The sequence below is a fragment of the Hymenobacter metallicola genome, assembly GCF_004745645.1.
GTDB lineage: Bacteria > Bacteroidota > Bacteroidia > Cytophagales > Hymenobacteraceae > Hymenobacter > Hymenobacter metallicola.
In genome coordinates, this window is record NZ_SRMB01000006.1 from 76,001 (window position 1) to 94,893 (window position 18,893).

The following is an 18,893-nucleotide window of genomic DNA, read 5'->3' on the forward strand; positions in this document are numbered from 1 at the left end:
GAGCGCAACACTAAACAAATGACAAAACGTTCATATATCAAACCCCAGCGGGCTTACCCTCCGCGACTGTTAAGGGCTGGCCGTCGGGCACCTGCTCACCGGCTTCCCGGACTAGCTCATCGCCGGGCTGTAGCGGCCCAAACACCACCACGGTGTCGCGGCTGAGCAGCTGACCTTTGCGCACGGGCACCCACTGGGCCCGCCCCTGCTGCACGCGCACTACCTGAGCCTGCTTGGGCGCGTCCGGGGTGGCAAACACGGCCGAGGTGGGCACAGCACGAGCATTTAGCTCCGTCGGTAATGCCACCACTACCTGGGCGTACATACCCGCTTTCAGGCGGCCGTCGGCGTTGGGCACGTCCATTTCCACCAGCTCCGAGCGCACCGTCTGACTCAGGCGGCTGGCGTTGCGGCGGAACACGCCGGTGAAGGTCTGGCCGGGAAAGGCCGGCACGGTGAACGGCACCGAAGCGCCCGGCTTCAGCCACTGGCCGGCCGCGGCTTCGGGCACGGCCACCTCCAGGCGCAGGGTGCGGCTGTTTTCCAGCGAAAACATAGGCGCAGCCGGCTGGCCCCCACCTGGCCCCACCAGGGCCCCGGCCGACACGTTGCGAGCCGTGATGATACCGCTGAACGGAGCCCTTACCACCAAATAATTGCTCAGCTCCCGGCTGGCCTGCAGCTCGGAATAGGCGGCCTGCACGTTGGCCTGGTCGGCCTGCATTTCGGCGCGGGCTCGCTCCAGGTCGTTGGGCGAGATGGTGCCCGGCTCCTGGCTGGTGCGCAATAGCCGTTCGTAGCTGGCCCGGGTGCCGGAAAGCTTGGCTTGGGTCGCCTGCCAGCGTGAGCGGGCTCGCGCCAGCTGGGCGGCCAGCTCCGGGGCTTCGAGCACGGCCAGCGTCTGGCCTTTGGTCACGCGCGCGCCGCGGTCCACCAATACCTGTTTCACGAAAGCCCCCACGCGGGGGAAAAGGTCCACCTGCTCATAGGGCTTGAGCTCGGCGGGCAACCGCAGCCGGCGTACGACCGGGGCGGCGCTCAGCCGGAAGGTCGTAACAGCGGCCGGGGCGGCGGGAGAGGACTTTTCGGCCGCCGGCTCCGAAGCCCCGGACGAGCAACTGCCCAGCGCGCCGCTCAGCAGCAGACCCACCAGTGATAAGGAAGCAGGTTTAGGTGAACGGGCAATCAATTTCAGGAAGGCATTCATAGTAACTCAGTAGGAAGAAAAAGAAGATTAAGCAGCCTGTCGGGTGCGGGCGGGCAGCAGGGAGCCGGATTCGTAGCCCACCCGGCGCATGGCCCAGCCGAACACGTGGGGCAGCACCAGCAGCGAAGCCAGGGTGGAGGCGATGAGCCCGCCGATGACGGCCTGGCCCAGCGGAGCAATCTGGTCACCCCCTTCGCCCAGGCCCGAGGCCATGGGCAGCATGCCGGCAATCATGGCAATGCTGGTCATCAGAATGGGTCGGATGCGGGTGTCGGCCGCCAGGCGGGCGGCCAGCGGCACGTCGCGGTGCTCGTGGCGCAAATGGTCGGCGCTGGTGATGAGTAGAATGGCATTGGCCACCGACACGCCCACGCTCATAATCATGCCCATGTAGGACTGCAGGTTGAGCGTGGCACCCGTGGCCAGCAGCATGAGCAGGGAGCCCGCCACTACCGCCGGCACGACCGAGAGCACCACCAGCGAAAGGCGGAACGACTGGAAGTTCGCCGCCAGCAGCAGGAAAATCACGACGATGGCCATGCCCAGCCCGGTCTGCAGACTGCTCATGGTGTCTTCCAGCAGCTGGGGCTGGCCCACGAGGTTGGCCACGACGCCCCGAGGGGGCTCCCCGACTTGTTTGAGGGCCTTACGCACGGCCTGGGCGGCCGTGCCCAGGTCCCGGTCCTGCACGTTGGCCGTGATGCTGACCAGCCGGTACGGGCCCTGGCGGTCAATCTGGCCGGGCATCATGCGGGCCGAGACGGTGGCCACCTCCCCAATGGTAGGGCGGGCCTGCCCGGCCTTGACGGGCAGCGCTTCTAAGTCCTGGAGCTGGGTGAGCTGGTCCTCGGGCAGCTGCACCTGCACCTGGTAGCCCAGGCCGGACTTGGGGTCGAGCCAGAGGTTTTTGCTAGTAAAGCGCGAGGAGGACGTGGCCGCCACCACGGACTGGGTGATTTCCTGGCTGGTGAGCCCGAACTGGGCGGCCCGCTCCCGGTCCACGTCGATGCGCAAAGCCGGGTACTGCAGGGGCTGGGCAATCTGCACGTCGCGCAGAAAGGGAATCTGGCGGAGCTGGGTCAGCACCTTGCGGGCGTGGCCGGCGGCTTCCTTCAGGTTTTTACCCCCCACATTCACCTGGATGGGCGTGGGTGCCCCGTCGCTCATCACCTTTTCCACCAGCTCAATCGGCTCAAAGCTTAGTTGTAAGCCCGGTTGCGCGTCGTGGATACGCTGGCGCAGCCGCTCCTTGAGCTGGCTCAGGTTCACGTGCACACCCTCTTTCAGGGCCACCTGCATCAGGGCCTCGTGGGGGCCGGTGGTGAAGACGAATACCGAGTTGACGGCGAAGCTGGCCGGCTGGGTGCCCACGAAGGTGGAGCTGATTTCCACGTTGTCGGGGCCGACTTCTTTGTTGATGATGGCCTGCACGGCCGCCACCGTCTGCTCGGTTTTCTCCAGGCGGGTACCCACCTTCTCGCGCAGCCGCAGCTGGAACTGCCCGCTGTTGGCCTGCGGAAAGATGTCGGTGCCGATGACGGCAAATCCCGCTCCTACCACCAGCAGCGACAATGCCAGGTAGCCCAGCACCACGCCACGTTGCCGGCCCTGAGCCCGCACGAGCAGGCGCTGGTAACCAGCCTGGAAGCGGGCGAAGAAGCCGGTTTGTTCAGCTGGTTCGTCGTGACCGTGGCCGGTGGCCGGCGCGTGGTCTTTCATCAGCCAGTTGGCCATCACCAGTACCAGGGTCTGCGAGAGCAGAAACGAGGCCACCATGGCAAAGCCCACGGCCAGCGACAGGGGCAGAAACATCGCCCGCGGCACGCCTTCCATAATCAGGGCCGGGGCGAATACGGCCAGGATACAGAGCAGAATCAGCAGCTTGGGCAGGGCTATTTCGCGGGCCGCGTCCCAGATGGCCTGGGCCTTGGGCTTGCCCCGTTCCAGGTGCTGGTGAATGTTCTCAATCGTCACCGTGGCCTCGTCCACCAGCACGCCGATGGCCAGCGCCAGCCCCGAGAGGGTCATGATGTTGAGCGTCTGCCCGAAGAGCTTGAGCAGAATCACCGCCGACAGGACGGAAAGCGGAATGGTGGTGATGACGATGAGCACGCTGCGCCAGTCGCGCAGAAACAAGAGCACCATCAGCCCGGTGAGCACCGCGCCCAGGATGCCTTCTGTAACCAAGCTCTTGAGCGAGTTGGCCACGTAGGTGCTTTGGTCAAAGGCGTAGCTGAGCTTCACGTCCTCGGGCAGCAGGGCCCGCAGGGTGGGCAGCTTATCCTTGACCTGCTGCACCACCTTCAGGGTGGAGGCGTCGGCCTTTTTGATGACGGGCATGTAGATGGCCCGCTTGCCGTTGATGACGGCGTAGCCCGTCGTTACGTCGGCGGCGTCTTCCACCGTGGCCACGTCGCGCAGGTACACGCCCGGCCCAGCGCCAGTGCGCAGGGGCACGTCCAGAAAGTCGGCCGGATTCTCAATCAGCGAGTTCACCGGGGCCATGTAGGCCACGTCGCCCATCTTCACGTTGCCGGCCGCCGAGGGCTGGTTGCTGCTGGCGATGGCCTTCACCACGTCATCAGGCGTGAGCTGGTAACCGCGCAGCTTGGCCGGGTCGGCCTTCACCACGATGGTGCGGATGTTGCCGCCGAACGGGGCCGTGGACGTCACGCCGGGAATGGTGGTGAACATGGGCCGGATGCGGCTGGCAGCCAGATCCTGGAGCTGGGTCAGCGAGCTTTTGTCGCTTTCCAGTACCAGCTGGCCCACCGGCAGGGAGCTGGCGTCGAAGCGCACCACCTGAGGGGGCAGCGTGCCGAGCGGCATAAAGGCCGTGGCCCGCGAAACCTGGGTGGCCACCTCGGCCGCGGCCTGCGCCATATCGGTGCCGGGATAAAAGGAGAGCTTGATGAGCGTCAGCCCCTGAATGCTCTTGGTCTCGATTTTCTTGACCCCGGACACGAACAGGAAGTTGTTCTGGAATTGGTTGGCCATGAAGCCGTCGAGCTGCTCGGGCGAGAGGCCCCCGTAGGGCTCGGCCACGTAGATGGCCGGCACGTCCATGCTGGGGAAAATATCCACGGCAATGTCGCGCACGGCGGCGAAGGCGAAAAAGAGGATGGCCAGCATGGCCACCACCACGGTGAGGGGCCGCTGCAGGGCCGACCGGATAAGTTCGTACATGCGGCTAGGGCGTTACGGGGGTGAAAAAGAAGGAGAAGTCGCCGGCGGCGGCGGTTTGCAGCAGCACGGCCTGCCAGGCGGCGTTGGCGGTGAGCACCTGGTCCTGCTCGGCCTGCTGCAGCCCGTACAGGGCCTGCGTCACGTCGACCACGGTGGCGAGACCCGAGTTGTAAAGGGCCAGCTTCTGGCGGTAAGCCTGGCGGGCGGCGGCGAGCTGCAGCGGGGCCTGGCGGGCGCGCTCGGCGGCCAGCTGCAGGCGCTGCTCAGCGAGAGTGGCCTGGTTGCTGAGCTCCAGCTGCTGCTGGCGGTACTCGGCCTGCAGGCCCTGGGTGCGCAGGTTTTCGGCCTTGGCCTGGGCCTGCACGCGGGGCCAGTCAAGCAGGTCGAACACAAGGCCCACGCCCACGGCGTAGTTGAAGCGGGTGGGTGCGGCCCCGCCCAGCCCGTAGTCGGTCTGGCCATTGTAGCCCAGGCCGGAGCCCCGGCCCCACGTGGCGCCCAGCAGCGAAAGCCGGGGCCGGTACTGGCGGCGGATGACGGTTTCGCGGGCCTGCCCCAGGTCAATGGCCCGCTGCTGCAGCCCGAGCGTGGGGTGGGGGGCGGCCGGCGGCACCAGCGCGGGCGGCAGCGTGTGGTTGTAGAGCGTGTCGGGCTGCCAGGTGGTGCCGGGCTGGCCCAGCAGGGTGGAGAGGCGGGCCTGGCGGTCGGCTTCCTGCTCTTGGGCGCTGAGCAATGCCAGCTTCGACTGGGCCTCAGTGGCACGGGCTTGCGTGCTGTCAACGCCCGGGCGCAGGCCGTTCAGGGCCAGCCGGGTGATGGTCTTTTTGAGTACCGCAACGCGGCGCACGTCCTGCTCCCGCACCCGGCGCAGGCTTTGCGTGGCCAGCAAATCGAGGTAGGTCTGGGCTACGCGCAGCTGCTGGGTGAACAGCTCGTTGTCGGCATCAGCCTGGGCGTAGCCGCGGGCCGCTTCGGCGCGGGCCCGCTGGGCCGGGTACTGCCCGAAGGTCACCGGGCTCCACTCCGCCAGGGCCGTGCCCATACTGCCGAACACGGCGTTGTAGGAGTTATCCCCGCTCAGCGAGCCGCTGCTGGGGATGATGGTGCCGATGGGCAGCATGGTGCCCGCCACGGCGTTCGTGGAGCCGTAGCTCACCTGCCCGCTGAGCCGCACGGAGGGCAGGCGCTGGGTTTTAGTCTGGGCGATATCGGCCTCCGCGGCCTGCACCTGGTAGGCTTTGGCCTGCAGGTGCGGGGCCTGGGTGCGGGCCAGCTCCAGGGCTTCTTTTAAGGATAACGGTCGGCCCGCGACCGGGGCCTGGGCATGGCTGGCCGTTGTCGCCAGCAGCAGCGTGGCGGCCAGCAGCCAGCGGCCCGGTGACACCAGCCCCTGGGATAAATGACAAAAAGAAAACATGGCTGAGAGAAGTCAGGACAGAAATCCGGGCCGGGCGCGCAGAGGCGTAGCCGGCCAGTTGACAGGCAGATTTGCTGGGGCTCTCAGGAAAAGGCGGGGCTGCTCGGTGGCCGGTGGCCGGGGCAGCAGAAGGGTGCCACGCAGGGTGGCAGGCCGGTCAGGGCATAAAAAAACCCGTCATCACCCCCACTAGCAGGGGCAATTAACCGGGTACAAACCCGGCTCCACTGCGCATTTTCCTAAGAAAAGCGAACGGGCGGAGCCTTGTTGGGGTGGTTGGCAAACGACTGCTCGGGGCCGGCATTCGGGCCGCGGGCAGGGTTGAGCGTGGGCTCGTCGGCCGGAAACAGGAGGCCGAAATACAGGGCCGGAAAGTCGTCGCCCAGCACGAGGTCGAGCGGCAGCAGCTTGGCTTTCGCTACCGGCGCGTGGTCGGCCTGCGGGTCCGCCTGTACGGTTTGCAGCTTCTTCTTGCAGAGGCCGGTCTGAGATGGTGCCTGCTGGCTGCTATAGTCCGTAGGCGGTGCCAGGACCCGGGCAGGCAGTGGCTGGCAATGCAGGTAAATACCCGCATAGAGCAGCAACAGCAGATGAGTCAGCAGACGAGACATAGACTAACGGGAGCAGGTGCAAAGGTGCACACTTTTGCCGGATAGCACGGAATGCAAAGGCGCACCAGTTTGCAAGAGGGTTGCAGCCCGACACCGGATATGCCCCCGGTTTCATACTATCTGCCCTCGTAAATAGCGGTCCGGTCGGTTGCCACCGGCCACCTAAACCGTTGGGTGCTGCCCCAGCTGACAGTCCCCGTTAGCCCTGGGGCGTCACGTTGAAAAAATTGCCCACCACGGCCGACAATGCCATGGCCAGCACCCCCCAGAAGGTTACCCGGGCGGCCGCTTTCAGCACGCTGGACCCACCTACGTAGGCGGCCAGTCCACCCAGCGCAGCCAGAAACAACAGGGAGGTAATGGAAACCGTCCAGCTCAGATACGTCGCCGGGGCCACCAGAATGACCAGCAGCGGCAGCGCCGCGCCCACGGTAAACGTAGCCGCTGACGCCAGCACCGCCTGAATCGGGTTGGCGCTCATGGTTTCGGAAATGCCCAGCTCCTCCCGGGCGTGGGTACCCAGCGCGTCCCGGGCCATCAGCTGCTCGGCCACCTGCGCGGCCAAGTCCGGTTCCACCCCGCGCTCCACGTAGATGGTGGTGAGTTCCTGATGTTCCGCGTCGGCATCGTTGATTAACTCGGCCTGCTCCCGGGCCAGGTCCGCCGCTTCCGTATCGGCCTGCGAGCTGACGGAAACGTATTCGCCCGTCGCCATGGACATGGCCCCCGCCACCAGCCCGGCCACGCCGGCCACCAGCACACTCTCCCGCGTGGCGCTGGCGGCAGCTACCCCCACTACCAGGCTGGCCGTGGAAATAATGCCGTCGTTGGCTCCGAGCACGGCGGCCCGTAACCAACCAATCCGATGCGTGCGATGCTGCTCCAGGTGTCTCATAGGGAAAGGGAAACGGGGTGAAGCCTTCTGTACGAACGCGCGCAACCGCAGGACATCATGACCCTCCGGCCGAATCGTCTAACGCTGATTTTGCAGGAACCAGCCGCTCACTTCGCCGCCACCACCTGCACCCGTGCCAGCGTGGGCGGCGCCACGGTGCTGCGTCTACGCATCCCCGCCTCCACTACCTCCGTCACACCCTTGTCCAGCTTCTGGATATTCTGGCCCTTCGCGAAGGTGGTGTAGCGGTGGATGCCGCTGAGCATGCCGTTGTGGGTGACGACCCGGTAGCGGCGCGGCGGGTTGAGCGGCTGCCCGTTTACCTGCACTTCACTCACGCGCTGGCCGGTGGGTTGGTTCAGGTCGGCCGTCCAGTCCAGCCCGCTGGACTGTAGTAGCCCGCCCACGCGGGCCAGGTCGTTGCCGGGGTTCTGGTTGGTGGCCGTCTGCTCCAGCAACTGGAGCACCTGCGCGCCGGTCAGCTCCAGCGTCACCACTTTGGAGGGGTGGGGCAGCAGGGTGTAAAGCATTTCGCGGGTGATGGGACCGGGTTCCAGCGACACGCCGTAGCCCACGCCGGGCAGGAAGGCCAGCTCGGCGCCGGTGGCTTCGCGCAGCAGCTGGCCGGCCAACTGGTCGAAGGGGCTGGCCGACTTGTACTGCCGCCCGATGCGGCCGGTAGCCGTGGCCAGCACCGCTTCCAGCTGCGCTTTGTGCGGGGCCCGCAGCGAGTCCACCAGTTGCGCTATCTTCGACTCGGCGGGGTATTCCGTGGTCCAGAGCGTGGGCGCGATGCCCTCCACGCTGGTCACCTTGCCGTCCTTCACCTGCACGGTAAGCTGGCCCAGCACGGCCGCGTCCGACAGCGCCTGCACCACCCACACATTCCCAATGTGGCGGGGCGGGGCAATCCGGTCGTGGGAGTGCGCCCCTACGATCAGGTCGATGCCCGGCACCTCCCGCGCCAGCAACTCATCCACCTTGGTGCCCTGGTGGGAGAGAATTACCACCACGTCGGCGCGGGCCTGTAGGCCCGGCACGTAGCGCCGGGCCGCCTCCAGGCCGCTGCCGAAGGTCAGCTCCTGGGTGTTATCGGGGTTGCCGGTCTGGGCCGTGTTGTGGTAGGCCAGCGCCAGCACGCCCACGCGTAGGCCGCCCACGGTAAACACCTGGGTCGGCTCACCCAGAAACGGCTGGCCCGTCGCTTTTTCGAGCACGTTGGCCCCACGCATGGGAAAGCGGGCCAACTGCTGCAGTTCGCGAGTGCGGGCCGTGCCGTAGTCGAAGTCGTGGTTGCCCAGGGCCATGAACTGGTAGCCCAGCGCGTTCATCAGCCGGATGTTGGCCGCGCCCTTGGTCAGGTTGGCCAGCAGGTCGTCGCTGAATGTGTCGCCCCCATCCAGCAGCAGCACGTTGCCGGCACCCCGCTCCTGCCGGACCCGCTGCACGGCCGTGGCCAGGTGGGCAAAGCCGCCCACCTGGCCGGCGCGCTCAAACGAGGACGGGCTGCGGCCCGCGTCGCCGGTCTGGGCGGTAGCGTTGCCGGGACTCACGGCGAAGGGTCGGTGCCGGCCGTGGATATCGTTGGTGTGCAGAATGGTGAAGGAGCCACTGGCTGACTGAACAGGCGGCCGGGAAGTGGAGCCCTGGCAACTGCTCAGGCCCCAGGCCGTCGCTAGTACCAGACTGCCCAGCGCCACTCCGCGCCACGCGCATAAAAACCGCGAGAAAGAGGCGCCAGGCCGGTTATGCGAGAAAACTGACATGTGAAAAGAATTTTTTTGGAACCAAAGAGGAAGGCAAGGTTGTATACATGAACAAATGAACATACATTTGTAGCACCTTATGAAAACGACCACTGCCACCGCTCCTGCCGACTTGAATCTGACCACTGAGAAGATGGAGAAGGTGGCGTTCATTCTCAAGACCACGGCCCATCCGACGCGCATCGCCATTGTGCAGCTGCTCGCCAACCAAGAGCGCCTGTCCGTGACCGAACTCAGCGAGGAATTGAATATCGAGCAGAGCTTAGTGTCCCACCACTTGACCGGCATGAAGCTTAAGGGCATCCTGAGCAGCCACCGCGACGGCAAGAATATCTTCTACGCCCTGAAGATGCGCGAAGTGGTGGACGTGATTCAGTGCCTGGCCGGCTGCACGTTCCTGTAAGGGAGTCGGCTTTTTTTGCTGAAATACATGAACAACCTTTCATAACTACATACGTTCACCCGTTCACGCATGTTACATTACCTCGGCTACTTCGCGGCTATTTTCATCGGCCTCTCCCTCGGCATCATGGGCGGGGGCGGCTCCATCCTCACCGTGCCGGTGCTGGTGTATCTGATGGGCGTAAGTCCGGTGCTGAGCACAGCATACTCCCTGTTTGTGGTGGGCTCCACCTCCGTAGTAGGCGCCTGGGGCTACTTCCGCAATGGGCTGGTGTCGCTGAAAACGGCCGTGGTGTTCCTGCTTCCTTCGCTGCTGGCCGTGTTTGCGGTGCGCAAGCTGCTGATGCCGGCCATTCCCCACGAGTTGTTCACGGTCGGCAGCATCGTGTTCACGAAAGACTTGCTGGTGCTGGTGGCCTTTGCCGTGCTGATGGTCGTAGCCGCCACGTCGATGATTCGCAGTAAGCAGGCCGAGGTCGTGCTCGACGAGGAGTTGCATCAGAAGCACGCGTTCAATTACCCGCTCGTGCTGGGCATCGGCCTGGTGGTGGGCACGCTCACGGGCTTCGTGGGCGCCGGCGGCGGCTTTCTGATTATTCCGGCCCTGGTGCTGGGGGCCCGCCTGCCCATGAAGCTGGCCGTGGGCACCTCGCTGGCCATCATTGCCCTGAACTCGCTCATCGGTTTCACCGGCGACCTCAGCGCGGGCACGCCCATTGCCTGGTCGTTTCTGGCGGGCTTCCTGGCCTTCGCCCTGGGTGGCATCGTCCTCGGCACGTACCTGGCCCGCTTCATTCCCGGCGCTAAGCTCAAGCCGGCCTTCGGCTGGTTCACGCTGGCCATGGGTACGTTTATTCTGCTGCGCGAGCTGGTCTTCACCTCCTAAGCCGCTGACCCTCCCCCCGGCAGTTCTCGTTTTACTTCTTTTCCTGCGTTGCTTTCTTTTCGCTTCCACTCACCTCCCAACCGCTTTCCGTCATGAAAATCGAACAGTTTGAAGACAAGGGCCTGGCCCATTTCTCCTATGCTATCCTCAGCGAGTCGGCCCGCCAAATCGTGCTCATCGACCCGGCCCGCAACCCGCAGCCCTACTACGACTACGCGAAGGCGAATGACGCCAAAATCGTCAGCATCATCGAAACCCACCCCCACGCTGACTTCGTGTCGTCGCACCTCGAAATTGCCCAGGCCACCGGCGCCGTCATCCGCGTGAGTAAGCTGCTGGGAGCCGACTACGCCCACGAAGCCTTCGACGAAGGGCAGGAGTTCACCGTCGGTAAGCTCACGTTCCGGGCCCTGAACACGCCCGGCCATTCCCCCGACTCGATCAGTATTGTGCTCAGCCGAGAAGGAAAGGACGAAGCCGTCTTCACCGGCGACACGCTCTTTATCGGCGATGTGGGCCGCCCCGACCTGCGCGAAAGCGCCGGCAACATGACGGCCAAGCGCGAGGAGCTGGCCCGGCAGATGTACCACTCGCTGCGCGACAAGCTCATGCCGCTGGCCGGCACGGTGCTCGTATACCCCGCCCACGGCGCGGGCAGCCTGTGCGGCAAGGCCCTGAGCGGGGCCAACAGCAGCACGATTGCCGATGAGAAATTTGGTAACCCCATGCTGCGGGAGTTGAGCGAGGCGGAGTTCGTGAAAGAGCTGCTCCAGGACCAGCCCTTCATCCCCAAATACTTCGGCTACGACGTGGCCCTCAACAAAGCCGGCGCGCCCGACTACGCGCCGAGCGTGCAGCAGGTGCCGCGCCTGACCGCCGGTGCAAAGCTGGAAACCGGTGCGGTCATCATCGATTCGCGTCCCGAGGCTGAGTTTAAAAAAGGGCACGCTGACGGCGCTATCAACATTCAACAGGGCGGCAAATTTGAAACTTGGCTGGGCTCGATTGTCGGCCCCGAGGAGCCATTCTATCTCATTGCGGCCGACGAGGCCACGCTCGAAGACCTGATTCAGAAAACGGCCAAAATCGGGTACGAGCCGCTGATTAAGGGCGCGCTGGTGGGCACGCCCGCTACCGAAGCCACCATGCCCGTGCTGGACGTGGAGCAGTTCCGCCAGCACCCGGAGCTGTACACCATCGTGGACATCCGTAACGCCACCGAGCACCGCGACGAGCCCATTTTTGCCGGCTCCCTGAGCATTCCGCTGCCCGAGCTGCGGGAGCGGGCTGGCGAGATTCCAACCGATAAGCCCGTGGTGGTGCATTGCGCCGGCGGCTACCGCTCGGCGGCCGGCTCCAGCATCGTGGCCGACGCGCTGCCCGGCACCCAGGTGCTGGATTTGAGCGAGGCCGTGAAATCCTTCCAGTCGGCTGCGGCCGCGCACTAATTCCGCCGGAGAGTGCCGCCGCCCAGCCCTGGCCGGGTGGCGGCTACGCTCAAGCCTTCACTTTTTATCCTATTTCCGCCATGTTTGGTCTCTTTAATTCCGCTTCCAAAGCCTATCAGGACTTGAAGCCCGCTGACTTTTCTGCCGCCGTGCGCCAGCCCGGCGCAGTGCTACTGGACGTGCGCCGGCCCGACGAGTTTGCCGGCGGCCACCTGCCCGGCGCGGTGAACCTGGACGTGACCGCGCCCGACTTCGCCCGGCGGGTCGCGGTCCTAGATAAAACCAAGCCCACCTACGTGTATTGCCGCAGCGGGGCCCGCTCAGCGACGGCCGCGGCTCAACTCACCGGGGCTGGCTTCACCACGGTGGCCAACCTGCTGGGGGGCGTGCTGGACTGGCCTGAAAAGCTGGTTCGCTAACCCGCATCCATTTTCCACTTCCTTTTTAGCAAGGACTCCGGCCGGCAGCAGCTGCGGGCTGGCTGGAGCCCTATTTCCTTTGACTTTCTGACTTCATGCTTGAATTACTTCGCCAGCCTTGGCCCTGGTATATCGCCGGCCCCCTCATTGGCCTGACCGTGCCGGCTTTGCTGCTCATCGGCAACAAGGCCCTGGGCATTAGCTCCTCGCTGCGCCACGTGTGCGCCGCCTGCGTGCCGGCCGGCATCCCGTTTCTGACCTACAACTGGCGCGCGGAAATCTGGAACCTGTGGTTTGTGCTCGGCATCGGGCTGGGCGGCTACGTGGGCTACCAGCTGCTGGGCCACCCCGACACCATTGCCATTTCGGCCGAAACCGTGCGCGACCTAAAAGCGCAGATGGGGTTGACCGATTTCTCGGGCCTGCTGCCCAAAGAGTTGTTCGCCCTGGAAAACCTGGCCAACTGGAAAGGCTGGGTGTTCCTGGTGCTGGGCGGCTTTCTGGTGGGCTTCGGCACCCGCTACGCCGGCGGCTGCACCTCGGGCCACGCCATTTCGGGCCTCTCCAACCTGCAGTGGGTGTCGCTGGTGGCCGTTATCGCCTTCTTCGTCGGCGGCCTGCTCATGACCTGGGTGTTCTACCCGATGCTGTTCTAATCCTTCCCCACCGCCACATGCCTACTAGCCTGCCTGCTGCCGCCGAGTTCTGGGATGCCCGCTACGAAAGCGAGGCCTATGCCTACGGCACCGAGCCCAACACCTACTTCCGCCAGCAGCTGGATAAGCTGCCGCCCGGCCACCTGCTGCTGCTGGCCGAGGGCGAGGGCCGCAACGCCGTGTACGCCGCCCGGCGCGGCTGGCAGGTGACGGCCGTGGACTTCAGCGACGAGGCCCGCGCCAAAGCCCAGCGCCTGGCCGTAGCCCAGGGCGTGCACCTAACTTATCAGGTGGCCGATATCACCAGCCTGGGCTGGCAGCAGCCCGGCGCCTACGATGCCATCGGCCTGATTTACGCCCACCTGCCGCCCGTGGCGCGGTGGGCCGTGCACGCCGCCGCCGCCCGCAGCCTGGCACCCGGGGGGCACCTGATTCTGGAAGCCTTTAGTACCCGGCAGCTGGGCCTGCCCTCCGGTGGCCCTACGTCGGCCGAGCTGCTGTACGATCCTGACACTCTGGCCGCGGACTTTGCCGGGCTGAGCGTGCGGGAAAACCACGAGCTGGGCGTCGTCCTGCACGAAGGCAGCTTCCACTCGGGTCCGGCCACTGTCGTGCGCCTGCTGGCGGTACGCTCTTAACTTCTTTCTTCTTCTGTTACTTGACATGAAAAATCTTAAATACCTGGTGCTGGGCGTGTTGTTCGGCATTATTCTCACCAAGAGCGAAGTCATCAGCTGGTGGCGCATCCAGGAGATGTTCCGCTTCCAGGCCTTCCACATGTACGGCGTTATTGGCTCGGCCATCCTGGTGGGCATGCTTTCCATTCAGCTCATCAAGCGTAACCACCTCAAGACCATCAACGGCGAGGAAATCCAGCTGGCCGACAAGAAGTACAACCACGGCACCTGGATCGGGGGCACTATTTTCGGGCTGGGCTGGGCCCTGACTGGGGCCTGCCCCGGTCCGCTGTTCGCCCAGCTGGGCAGCGGCGTGGCCTCGGCCGCCGTGCTGATTCTGGCCGCGCTGGCCGGCACCTGGACCTACAGCGCCCTGCGCGAGCGGCTGCCCATGTAGTTACCGCGGCCTTACCGCCGGCTCCCCTTATCCCGTTTCTGATGACTCGTTGGTTTCTGCTGGGAGCCGTGCTGCTGGCCAGCGCCCGGCTCAGTGTGGCCCAGTCCCTGGCCCCCGATACACTGCTGGCTCACCCGGCCGCTCCGGCAGTAGCCGAACCGCAAGCGGCTATAGAGGCTGATTCGGTGGCCACCCGCTCGCTGGGCGAGGCCCTGCGCCGGGGCGAGTTCCACGCCCACGCCCGCACCGTTTTCATGGCTACCCGCAACCGGGGCGCGGCCCCCGACTATCACGCCCAGGGCGTGGGCGCCGGCCTGCGCTACGAAAGCCGCGCCTGGCACGGCCTGCGGGTGGGCGTGGAAGGCTTCTTCCTCAAAAACCTGTTTTCCAGTGCCCTGGCCGCTGAGCCCGCCCGCCCGGAAAGCCGCTACGAGCTGGGCCTCTTCGACCAGGAGCACCCCCACCACCGCGAGATTCTGCACCAGGTGGAGGAGCTCTGGGTGAGCTGGCAGCCCCGGGCGGGTCTGCAGCTCACCTACGGCCGGCAGCACCTAGACACACCTTTGCTCAACTCCCAGGACTCGCGGCTAAGTCCCAACTTCGTGCAGGGCCTGTGGGCGGTGGCCAAAGCCGGCCCCACCACCACGGTGCAGGGCGGCTGGCTGACCCACGTGGCCCCCCGCTCGCTGGACCGGTGGTATACTCTCGGGGAGGCCGTGGGCCGCTACTCGATGGGCGTGGCCCCCGACAGCAGCCGCGCCGCCTACCTGGGCCGCGTGCCCACGCCCGGGCTGGCCGTGCTGGGCATGCGGCGCACGCTGGGGCCGCACGCCAGCGTGCAGGCCTGGCAGTATTTCGCCCCCCGGCTGCTGGCCACCAGCTGGCTGGAAGGTACGCGCACGTTTGCGCGCCCCGCCGGCCGCTGGACGGCCAGCGGCCAACTGCTGTGGCAGCGCAGCCTGACCGGCCAAGCCGGTGGGCCAACCAATCAACGGTATAACGAGCCCGGCGAGCAGGCCCGCGCCCTGAGCGGGCGCCTGGCCTATCAGCACCGGGCCCGGCAGTACGCGGCGCAGTATACCCGGCTCACGGCGCACGGGCGGTTTCTGTTTCCGCGCGAATGGGGCCGGGAGCCCTTCTACACCACCTTGCCCCGCGAGCGGATCGAAGGAGCCGGTGACGTGCACGCGCTGGGAGCCACCGTGGCCTGGCAGCGGCCGCGCGCGCCCCGGCTGGAAGCGGGCTACGGCTACTTCCGCCTGTCGCGGGAAGCACGGCTCAACAAGTACAGCCTGCCGGACTTTCACCAGCTCAATCTCACCGCCACGCACGCCTTTGCGGGCGCGGCCGACGGGCTGCGGCTGCGCACGCTGTACGCGGCCAAGTGGGGAGCCAACCGGGCTTCCTACCTGCCCGCCCGGGTCATCAACAAAGTTGATTTGCACCACCTGACCGTGGCGCTGGATTACGCGTTCTAACCACTGCTTATTTTACTTTGCCCTATGCTTTCCCTGCGTTCATTGCTGGCATTGCTATTGCTGACCAGCCTTAGCCTGACGGTTTCCGCCCAAACCCCGACCCCGCCGGACAAGCCGGCCTTCGTGGGAGCGGTGGCAAAAAAAGCCCGGTACCGGGCCGTGTACCAGCTCGATAGCGACGACCCAAAGCTGATCAAGCAGACGCTGCGCAATATGAAAAACGCGCTGGCTGACCCGCGCCTGCTGGGCAAGCTGCAACTGGAGCTGGTCGTGTTCGGGGGCGGCACCGACGTGTTTCGCAAAAGCCAGCCCTACGAGGCCGAACTGCGGGCCTTGCAGCAGCAGGGTGTACTGCTGGCCCAATGCCAGAACACGATGAAGGAACGCCAGATCAGCCCGGACGAGCTATTTGCCTTCATTTCCTACGTGCCCACCGGCAACGGCGAATTAATTATCCGGCAGCAGCAGGGCTGGGCGTTGGTGCATCCCTAACTTCCTGCTTCCTTGCCCTATCAACTCAATGGCAATTCCTCAACTCGGTCTGCGTGAAAACTGGCACCAGTTTGCGCTGCTGGTGCTCATCAACGCCTTCGTGGGCGGGATGGTGGGATTGGAGCGCAGCATCCTGCCCCGCCTGGCCGAGCAGGAGTTCCACCTGGTGGCCCGCTCGGCTATCCTCTCGTTTATCGTGGTCTTTGGCCTCACCAAGGCCTTGGCCAACTACTATGCGGGGGCCTGGGCCAATAATATTGGTCGCAAGAACCTGCTGCTCATCGGCTGGCTGTTCGGCCTGCCGGTGCCGCTGCTGCTGCTCTGGGCGCCCACCTGGGGTTGGGTGATTGCAGCCAACGTGCTGCTGGGGCTGAACCAGGGCCTGGCGTGGTCGAGCACCGTGGTAATGAAGATTGACCTGGTGGGGCCGAAGCAGCGCGGCCTGGCCATGGGCCTGAACGAGTCGGCCGGCTACCTGGCCGTGGCGGCTACGGCCTTCGCCTCGGGCTGGCTGGCCACCGAGTACGGCCTGCGGCCCTATCCGTTCTACCTCGGCATCGGGCTGGCGGTGCTGGGTTTGCTGGGCTCACTGCTGGTGCGCGACACCCGCCACCACGTGGCCCTGGAAGCCGCGCAGGCCCCGACCACCCCCACCGGCCCGCCGCTTTCGTTCTGGGACGTGAGCTGGCGACACCCCAACCTAGGCTCCGTTACGCAGGCCGGCCTGGTCAACAACCTCAACGACGGCATGGTGTGGGGTTTGCTGCCGCTGCTGCTGGCCAGCAAGGGCTTCACCCTGACGCAGATTGGCACCGTGGCGGCTGTATACCCGGCTGTGTGGGGCCTGGGCCAGCTGGTCACCGGCCCGCTGGCTGACCGGCTGTGTAAGAAGGACCTGCTGTTCTGGGGTATGCTGCTGCAGGGGGCGGTGCTGCTGGCCATGCTCTTCACCTCGTCTTATCCCGTGTTTCTGCTGTTGGCGGCGCTGCTGGGGGCGGGCACGGCGCTGGTGTACCCCACGTTTCTGGCCGCCGTGGCCGAGTACTCGCCCCTCCCGCAACGGGCCCGCAGCGTGGGTATCTTCCGCTTCTGGCGCGATGCGGGCTACGCCATCGGGGCCCTGCTGACGGGTCTGCTGGCCGATGCCTTCGGGCTGCCGGTTGCGCTGGCTGCCATCGGGGGCCTGACGGTGCTTTCCGCTCTGGTCATCCGGCGGCGCATGTACTGCCTGCCTGTGCCGGATGGGCTGGATACGCCCGGGGTTATTTGCATCCGCTCCTCCTCCACCTCCCGGGGTAACAGCACGCTGCTATATCGTTGGCTTAGCCGTCCGTATTCCCCGCCCTTGCCGAGCGGTGTGGGATAACCACGGCACGGGGTTCCTTCCCTCACGGCAACCTTTGCCCGTAAAACTCCGGACGCGCGGCCGTAGTAGGGGTAGCGCTAGAGTAAGAACGGAAAACAACGCTAAGGCCGGTTGGTCGAATTTCGGCGGGGGTGGGGTGTCTCAAAAAACGGGCGTTTTTTCGGCCCGGTGGCCTCGCTAGTTTGATAGGTACCTAAGGCTAGCAATAAATGTCTCATATGCTGTTCTCACGAATCAATGGCTCGCTATCTTTGCCTCCGTTGACTTTCTGAGAATACTGCCCATGATTTTCGGCTACGCCCGCGTCAGTACCCCCGACCAGCAGTTGCACCTGCAGACCGATGCCTTACAGGCTTACGGCTGTGCCGAAGTGGCCCAGGAAAAAGTGTCGTCGGTCAAGGAGCGGCCAGCGCTCCAGCATCTGCTGTCCCGCCTGCGGCCCGGTGACACACTCGTGGTCTGGAAGCTCGACCGGCTGGGCCGTTCCTTAAAAGACCTGGTCACGCTGGTGACGGGTTTTCAGGACAAGGGCATTCACTTTGTAAGTTTGCAGGACCACCTGGACACGACCACGGCCCAGGGCAGGCTCATGTTTAACCTCTTTGCCTCCCTGGCCGAGTTTGAGCGCGACATCATCCGGGAGCGCACTCGCGCGGGTCTTACGGCCGCTCGGGCGCGCGGTCGGCAGGGAGGGCGACCGAAAGGGCTTTCCAAAGATGCCTTGTCGAAAGCGCAGGCCGCCAAGACCCTGTATCTGCAGCAGGACAAGACCGTGGCCGAAATCGGCCAGTTGCTCGGGGTGGGCCGGGCCACCATCTACCGCTACCTCGCCTTCTTAGAGGTACCCACTGGGGGGAGTAAGGCCAATGAGGCCAACTTGTAAACACATCACGCCGGTTATTCAATTTACGGAAAGAACTTTACCGGCCGAGCAACAAAAAACAGGCTGCCAGCATCAGCTGGCAGCCTGAATGAAACAGGGAGTGACCTCCCCGCGTGGGCAGTAAAGCAGGCGAACTATCAGACCTTGGCGGTAACCCGTGCACCCGGGCGGGTCTGGTTCCGCTGACGCCAGTTGGCGCTAGCTACCAGTTCCGCTACTTGGTTATTTCCTGACCGTTGGCTTCGAACAGGATGTCACGCTTCTTGCCGCCTTTCATCACTTCGGCCTCGTAGCTGGTCGCGCCCGTACTGGCGGTCACTATTTTGGCGGCTTCCGTGACTTTATACGCTTTGTAGGTGCTGGCCAGCTTGGCTTGCACGGCGGCCGGCAACTGCGTCGGTGCCATCTCCGATTCGGTTTCCAGCAGCTCGCCGCTGGCACTCAGCAGAGCGGACATTTCCACCTTGCCCTGCTCGAAACCGGCTTCGTACTTGTCGCCTTCCTTTTCCCATTTCACTTCTTTGACCTGGGCAAACTTCTGTTTGAACGCCGCTACCACGGTAGCGGGAACCTGGGTAGCCTTCAACTGTTGCGCGTGGGCGGGAGCGGCCAGCGCCAACGCGAAGGCGGCCAGAATGAGATACTGTTTCATGGGGAGGGGGGGTGAAAATTGTATAGCCAAAACTACCCCCTGATTCTGTGGATAA

Annotated in this window: 18 protein-coding genes; 11 read left to right on the forward strand and 7 right to left on the reverse strand. The window is 65.0% G+C overall.

The genetic code is table 11. The features are described 5' to 3' along the window. Positions 1-37 precede the first annotated feature (37 nt). From E5K02_RS22985 to E5K02_RS23010, 6 genes are all read right to left on the reverse strand, one after another. Entirely contained in the window at positions 38-1,207 is a 1,170-nt protein-coding gene (locus tag E5K02_RS22985; protein WP_135398417.1) for an efflux RND transporter periplasmic adaptor subunit, read from the reverse strand. Positions 1,208-1,234: 27 nt separating this feature from the next. Beyond that, positions 1,235-4,393, reverse strand: coding sequence for an efflux RND transporter permease subunit (locus E5K02_RS22990; protein ID WP_135398419.1), 3,159 nt, complete (start codon positions 4,391-4,393; stop codon positions 1,235-1,237). A 4-nt stretch (positions 4,394-4,397) separates the two neighbouring features. After that, on the reverse strand, positions 4,398-5,810 hold the full coding sequence (locus E5K02_RS22995; RefSeq protein ID WP_135398421.1) for a TolC family protein: 1,413 nt from the start codon (positions 5,808-5,810) through the stop codon (positions 4,398-4,400). Between the two features lie 239 nt (positions 5,811-6,049). Beyond that, the gene (locus E5K02_RS23000) at positions 6,050-6,421 is read right to left on the reverse strand and encodes a hypothetical protein (protein WP_135398423.1); all 372 of its coding nucleotides are present in this window, start codon (positions 6,419-6,421) and stop codon (positions 6,050-6,052) included. Positions 6,422-6,620: 199 nt separating this feature from the next. Beyond that, positions 6,621-7,316 (reverse strand): VIT1/CCC1 transporter family protein, encoded by a 696-nt coding sequence (locus E5K02_RS23005; RefSeq protein ID WP_135398425.1) that lies wholly within the window; start codon positions 7,314-7,316, stop codon positions 6,621-6,623. A 107-nt stretch (positions 7,317-7,423) separates the two neighbouring features. After that, positions 7,424-9,082: a bifunctional metallophosphatase/5'-nucleotidase gene (locus tag E5K02_RS23010; protein ID WP_167856555.1), complete on the reverse strand. Its 1,659-nt coding sequence runs from the start codon at positions 9,080-9,082 to the stop codon at positions 7,424-7,426. 79 nt (positions 9,083-9,161) lie between these two features. Between E5K02_RS23010 and E5K02_RS23015 the strand changes: the two genes are divergently transcribed. From E5K02_RS23015 to E5K02_RS23060, 11 genes are all read left to right on the forward strand, one after another. Further along, complete coding sequence (locus E5K02_RS23015) at positions 9,162-9,485, forward strand: ArsR/SmtB family transcription factor (protein WP_240737424.1); 324 nt, start codon at positions 9,162-9,164, stop codon at positions 9,483-9,485. Between the two features lie 69 nt (positions 9,486-9,554). After that, positions 9,555-10,370, forward strand: a complete 816-nt coding sequence (locus tag E5K02_RS23020) for a sulfite exporter TauE/SafE family protein (protein WP_135398431.1) — start codon at positions 9,555-9,557, stop codon at positions 10,368-10,370. A gap of 92 nt (positions 10,371-10,462) precedes the next feature. Next, positions 10,463-11,818, forward strand: a complete 1,356-nt coding sequence (locus tag E5K02_RS23025; protein WP_135398433.1) for an MBL fold metallo-hydrolase — start codon at positions 10,463-10,465, stop codon at positions 11,816-11,818. Positions 11,819-11,898: 80 nt separating this feature from the next. Next, on the forward strand, positions 11,899-12,237 hold the full coding sequence (locus tag E5K02_RS23030) for a rhodanese-like domain-containing protein (RefSeq protein WP_135398435.1): 339 nt from the start codon (positions 11,899-11,901) through the stop codon (positions 12,235-12,237). 95 nt (positions 12,238-12,332) lie between these two features. Further along, complete coding sequence (locus tag E5K02_RS23035) at positions 12,333-12,893, forward strand: YeeE/YedE family protein (protein WP_135398437.1); 561 nt, start codon at positions 12,333-12,335, stop codon at positions 12,891-12,893. A gap of 17 nt (positions 12,894-12,910) precedes the next feature. Then, positions 12,911-13,531 (forward strand): class I SAM-dependent methyltransferase, encoded by a 621-nt coding sequence (locus tag E5K02_RS23040; RefSeq protein ID WP_135398439.1) that lies wholly within the window; start codon positions 12,911-12,913, stop codon positions 13,529-13,531. A 25-nt stretch (positions 13,532-13,556) separates the two neighbouring features. Further along, positions 13,557-13,967, forward strand: coding sequence for a DUF6691 family protein (locus E5K02_RS23045; RefSeq protein ID WP_135398441.1), 411 nt, complete (start codon positions 13,557-13,559; stop codon positions 13,965-13,967). A 41-nt stretch (positions 13,968-14,008) separates the two neighbouring features. Further along, entirely contained in the window at positions 14,009-15,445 is a 1,437-nt protein-coding gene (locus E5K02_RS25700) for a hypothetical protein (protein ID WP_167856556.1), read from the forward strand. 24 nt (positions 15,446-15,469) lie between these two features. After that, complete coding sequence (locus tag E5K02_RS23050; protein ID WP_135398443.1) at positions 15,470-15,937, forward strand: DsrE family protein; 468 nt, start codon at positions 15,470-15,472, stop codon at positions 15,935-15,937. A gap of 28 nt (positions 15,938-15,965) precedes the next feature. After that, on the forward strand, positions 15,966-17,303 hold the full coding sequence (locus tag E5K02_RS23055; RefSeq protein ID WP_135398445.1) for an MFS transporter: 1,338 nt from the start codon (positions 15,966-15,968) through the stop codon (positions 17,301-17,303). Positions 17,304-17,586: 283 nt separating this feature from the next. Continuing rightward, positions 17,587-18,186, forward strand: a complete 600-nt coding sequence (locus tag E5K02_RS23060) for a recombinase family protein (RefSeq protein WP_135398447.1) — start codon at positions 17,587-17,589, stop codon at positions 18,184-18,186. Positions 18,187-18,400: 214 nt separating this feature from the next. Here the strand turns inward: E5K02_RS23060 and E5K02_RS23065 are convergent, their stop codons facing one another. Then, positions 18,401-18,838: a PepSY-like domain-containing protein gene (locus E5K02_RS23065; RefSeq protein WP_135398449.1), complete on the reverse strand. Its 438-nt coding sequence runs from the start codon at positions 18,836-18,838 to the stop codon at positions 18,401-18,403. Positions 18,839-18,893: the final 55 nt, after the last annotated feature.

Coding starts and splice junctions, on each gene's coding strand:
- E5K02_RS23065 (WP_135398449.1), bottom strand. CDS start 18,838: ATGAAACAGTATCTCATTCTGGCCGCCTTCGCGTTGGCGCTGGCCGCT.
- E5K02_RS23035 (WP_135398437.1), top strand. CDS start 12,333: ATGCTTGAATTACTTCGCCAGCCTTGGCCCTGGTATATCGCCGGCCCC.
- E5K02_RS23030 (WP_135398435.1), top strand. CDS start 11,899: ATGTTTGGTCTCTTTAATTCCGCTTCCAAAGCCTATCAGGACTTGAAG.
- E5K02_RS22990 (WP_135398419.1), bottom strand. CDS start 4,393: ATGTACGAACTTATCCGGTCGGCCCTGCAGCGGCCCCTCACCGTGGTG.
- E5K02_RS22985 (WP_135398417.1), bottom strand. CDS start 1,207: ATGAATGCCTTCCTGAAATTGATTGCCCGTTCACCTAAACCTGCTTCC.
- E5K02_RS23045 (WP_135398441.1), top strand. CDS start 13,557: ATGAAAAATCTTAAATACCTGGTGCTGGGCGTGTTGTTCGGCATTATT.
- E5K02_RS23060 (WP_135398447.1), top strand. CDS start 17,587: ATGATTTTCGGCTACGCCCGCGTCAGTACCCCCGACCAGCAGTTGCAC.
- E5K02_RS23000 (WP_135398423.1), bottom strand. CDS start 6,421: ATGTCTCGTCTGCTGACTCATCTGCTGTTGCTGCTCTATGCGGGTATT.
- E5K02_RS23050 (WP_135398443.1), top strand. CDS start 15,470: ATGCTTTCCCTGCGTTCATTGCTGGCATTGCTATTGCTGACCAGCCTT.
- E5K02_RS23010 (WP_167856555.1), bottom strand. CDS start 9,082: ATGTCAGTTTTCTCGCATAACCGGCCTGGCGCCTCTTTCTCGCGGTTT.
- E5K02_RS25700 (WP_167856556.1), top strand. CDS start 14,009: ATGACTCGTTGGTTTCTGCTGGGAGCCGTGCTGCTGGCCAGCGCCCGG.
- E5K02_RS23025 (WP_135398433.1), top strand. CDS start 10,463: ATGAAAATCGAACAGTTTGAAGACAAGGGCCTGGCCCATTTCTCCTAT.
- E5K02_RS23055 (WP_135398445.1), top strand. CDS start 15,966: ATGGCAATTCCTCAACTCGGTCTGCGTGAAAACTGGCACCAGTTTGCG.
- E5K02_RS23005 (WP_135398425.1), bottom strand. CDS start 7,316: ATGAGACACCTGGAGCAGCATCGCACGCATCGGATTGGTTGGTTACGG.
- E5K02_RS23015 (WP_240737424.1), top strand. CDS start 9,162: ATGAAAACGACCACTGCCACCGCTCCTGCCGACTTGAATCTGACCACT.
- E5K02_RS23040 (WP_135398439.1), top strand. CDS start 12,911: ATGCCTACTAGCCTGCCTGCTGCCGCCGAGTTCTGGGATGCCCGCTAC.
- E5K02_RS23020 (WP_135398431.1), top strand. CDS start 9,555: ATGTTACATTACCTCGGCTACTTCGCGGCTATTTTCATCGGCCTCTCC.
- E5K02_RS22995 (WP_135398421.1), bottom strand. CDS start 5,810: ATGTTTTCTTTTTGTCATTTATCCCAGGGGCTGGTGTCACCGGGCCGC.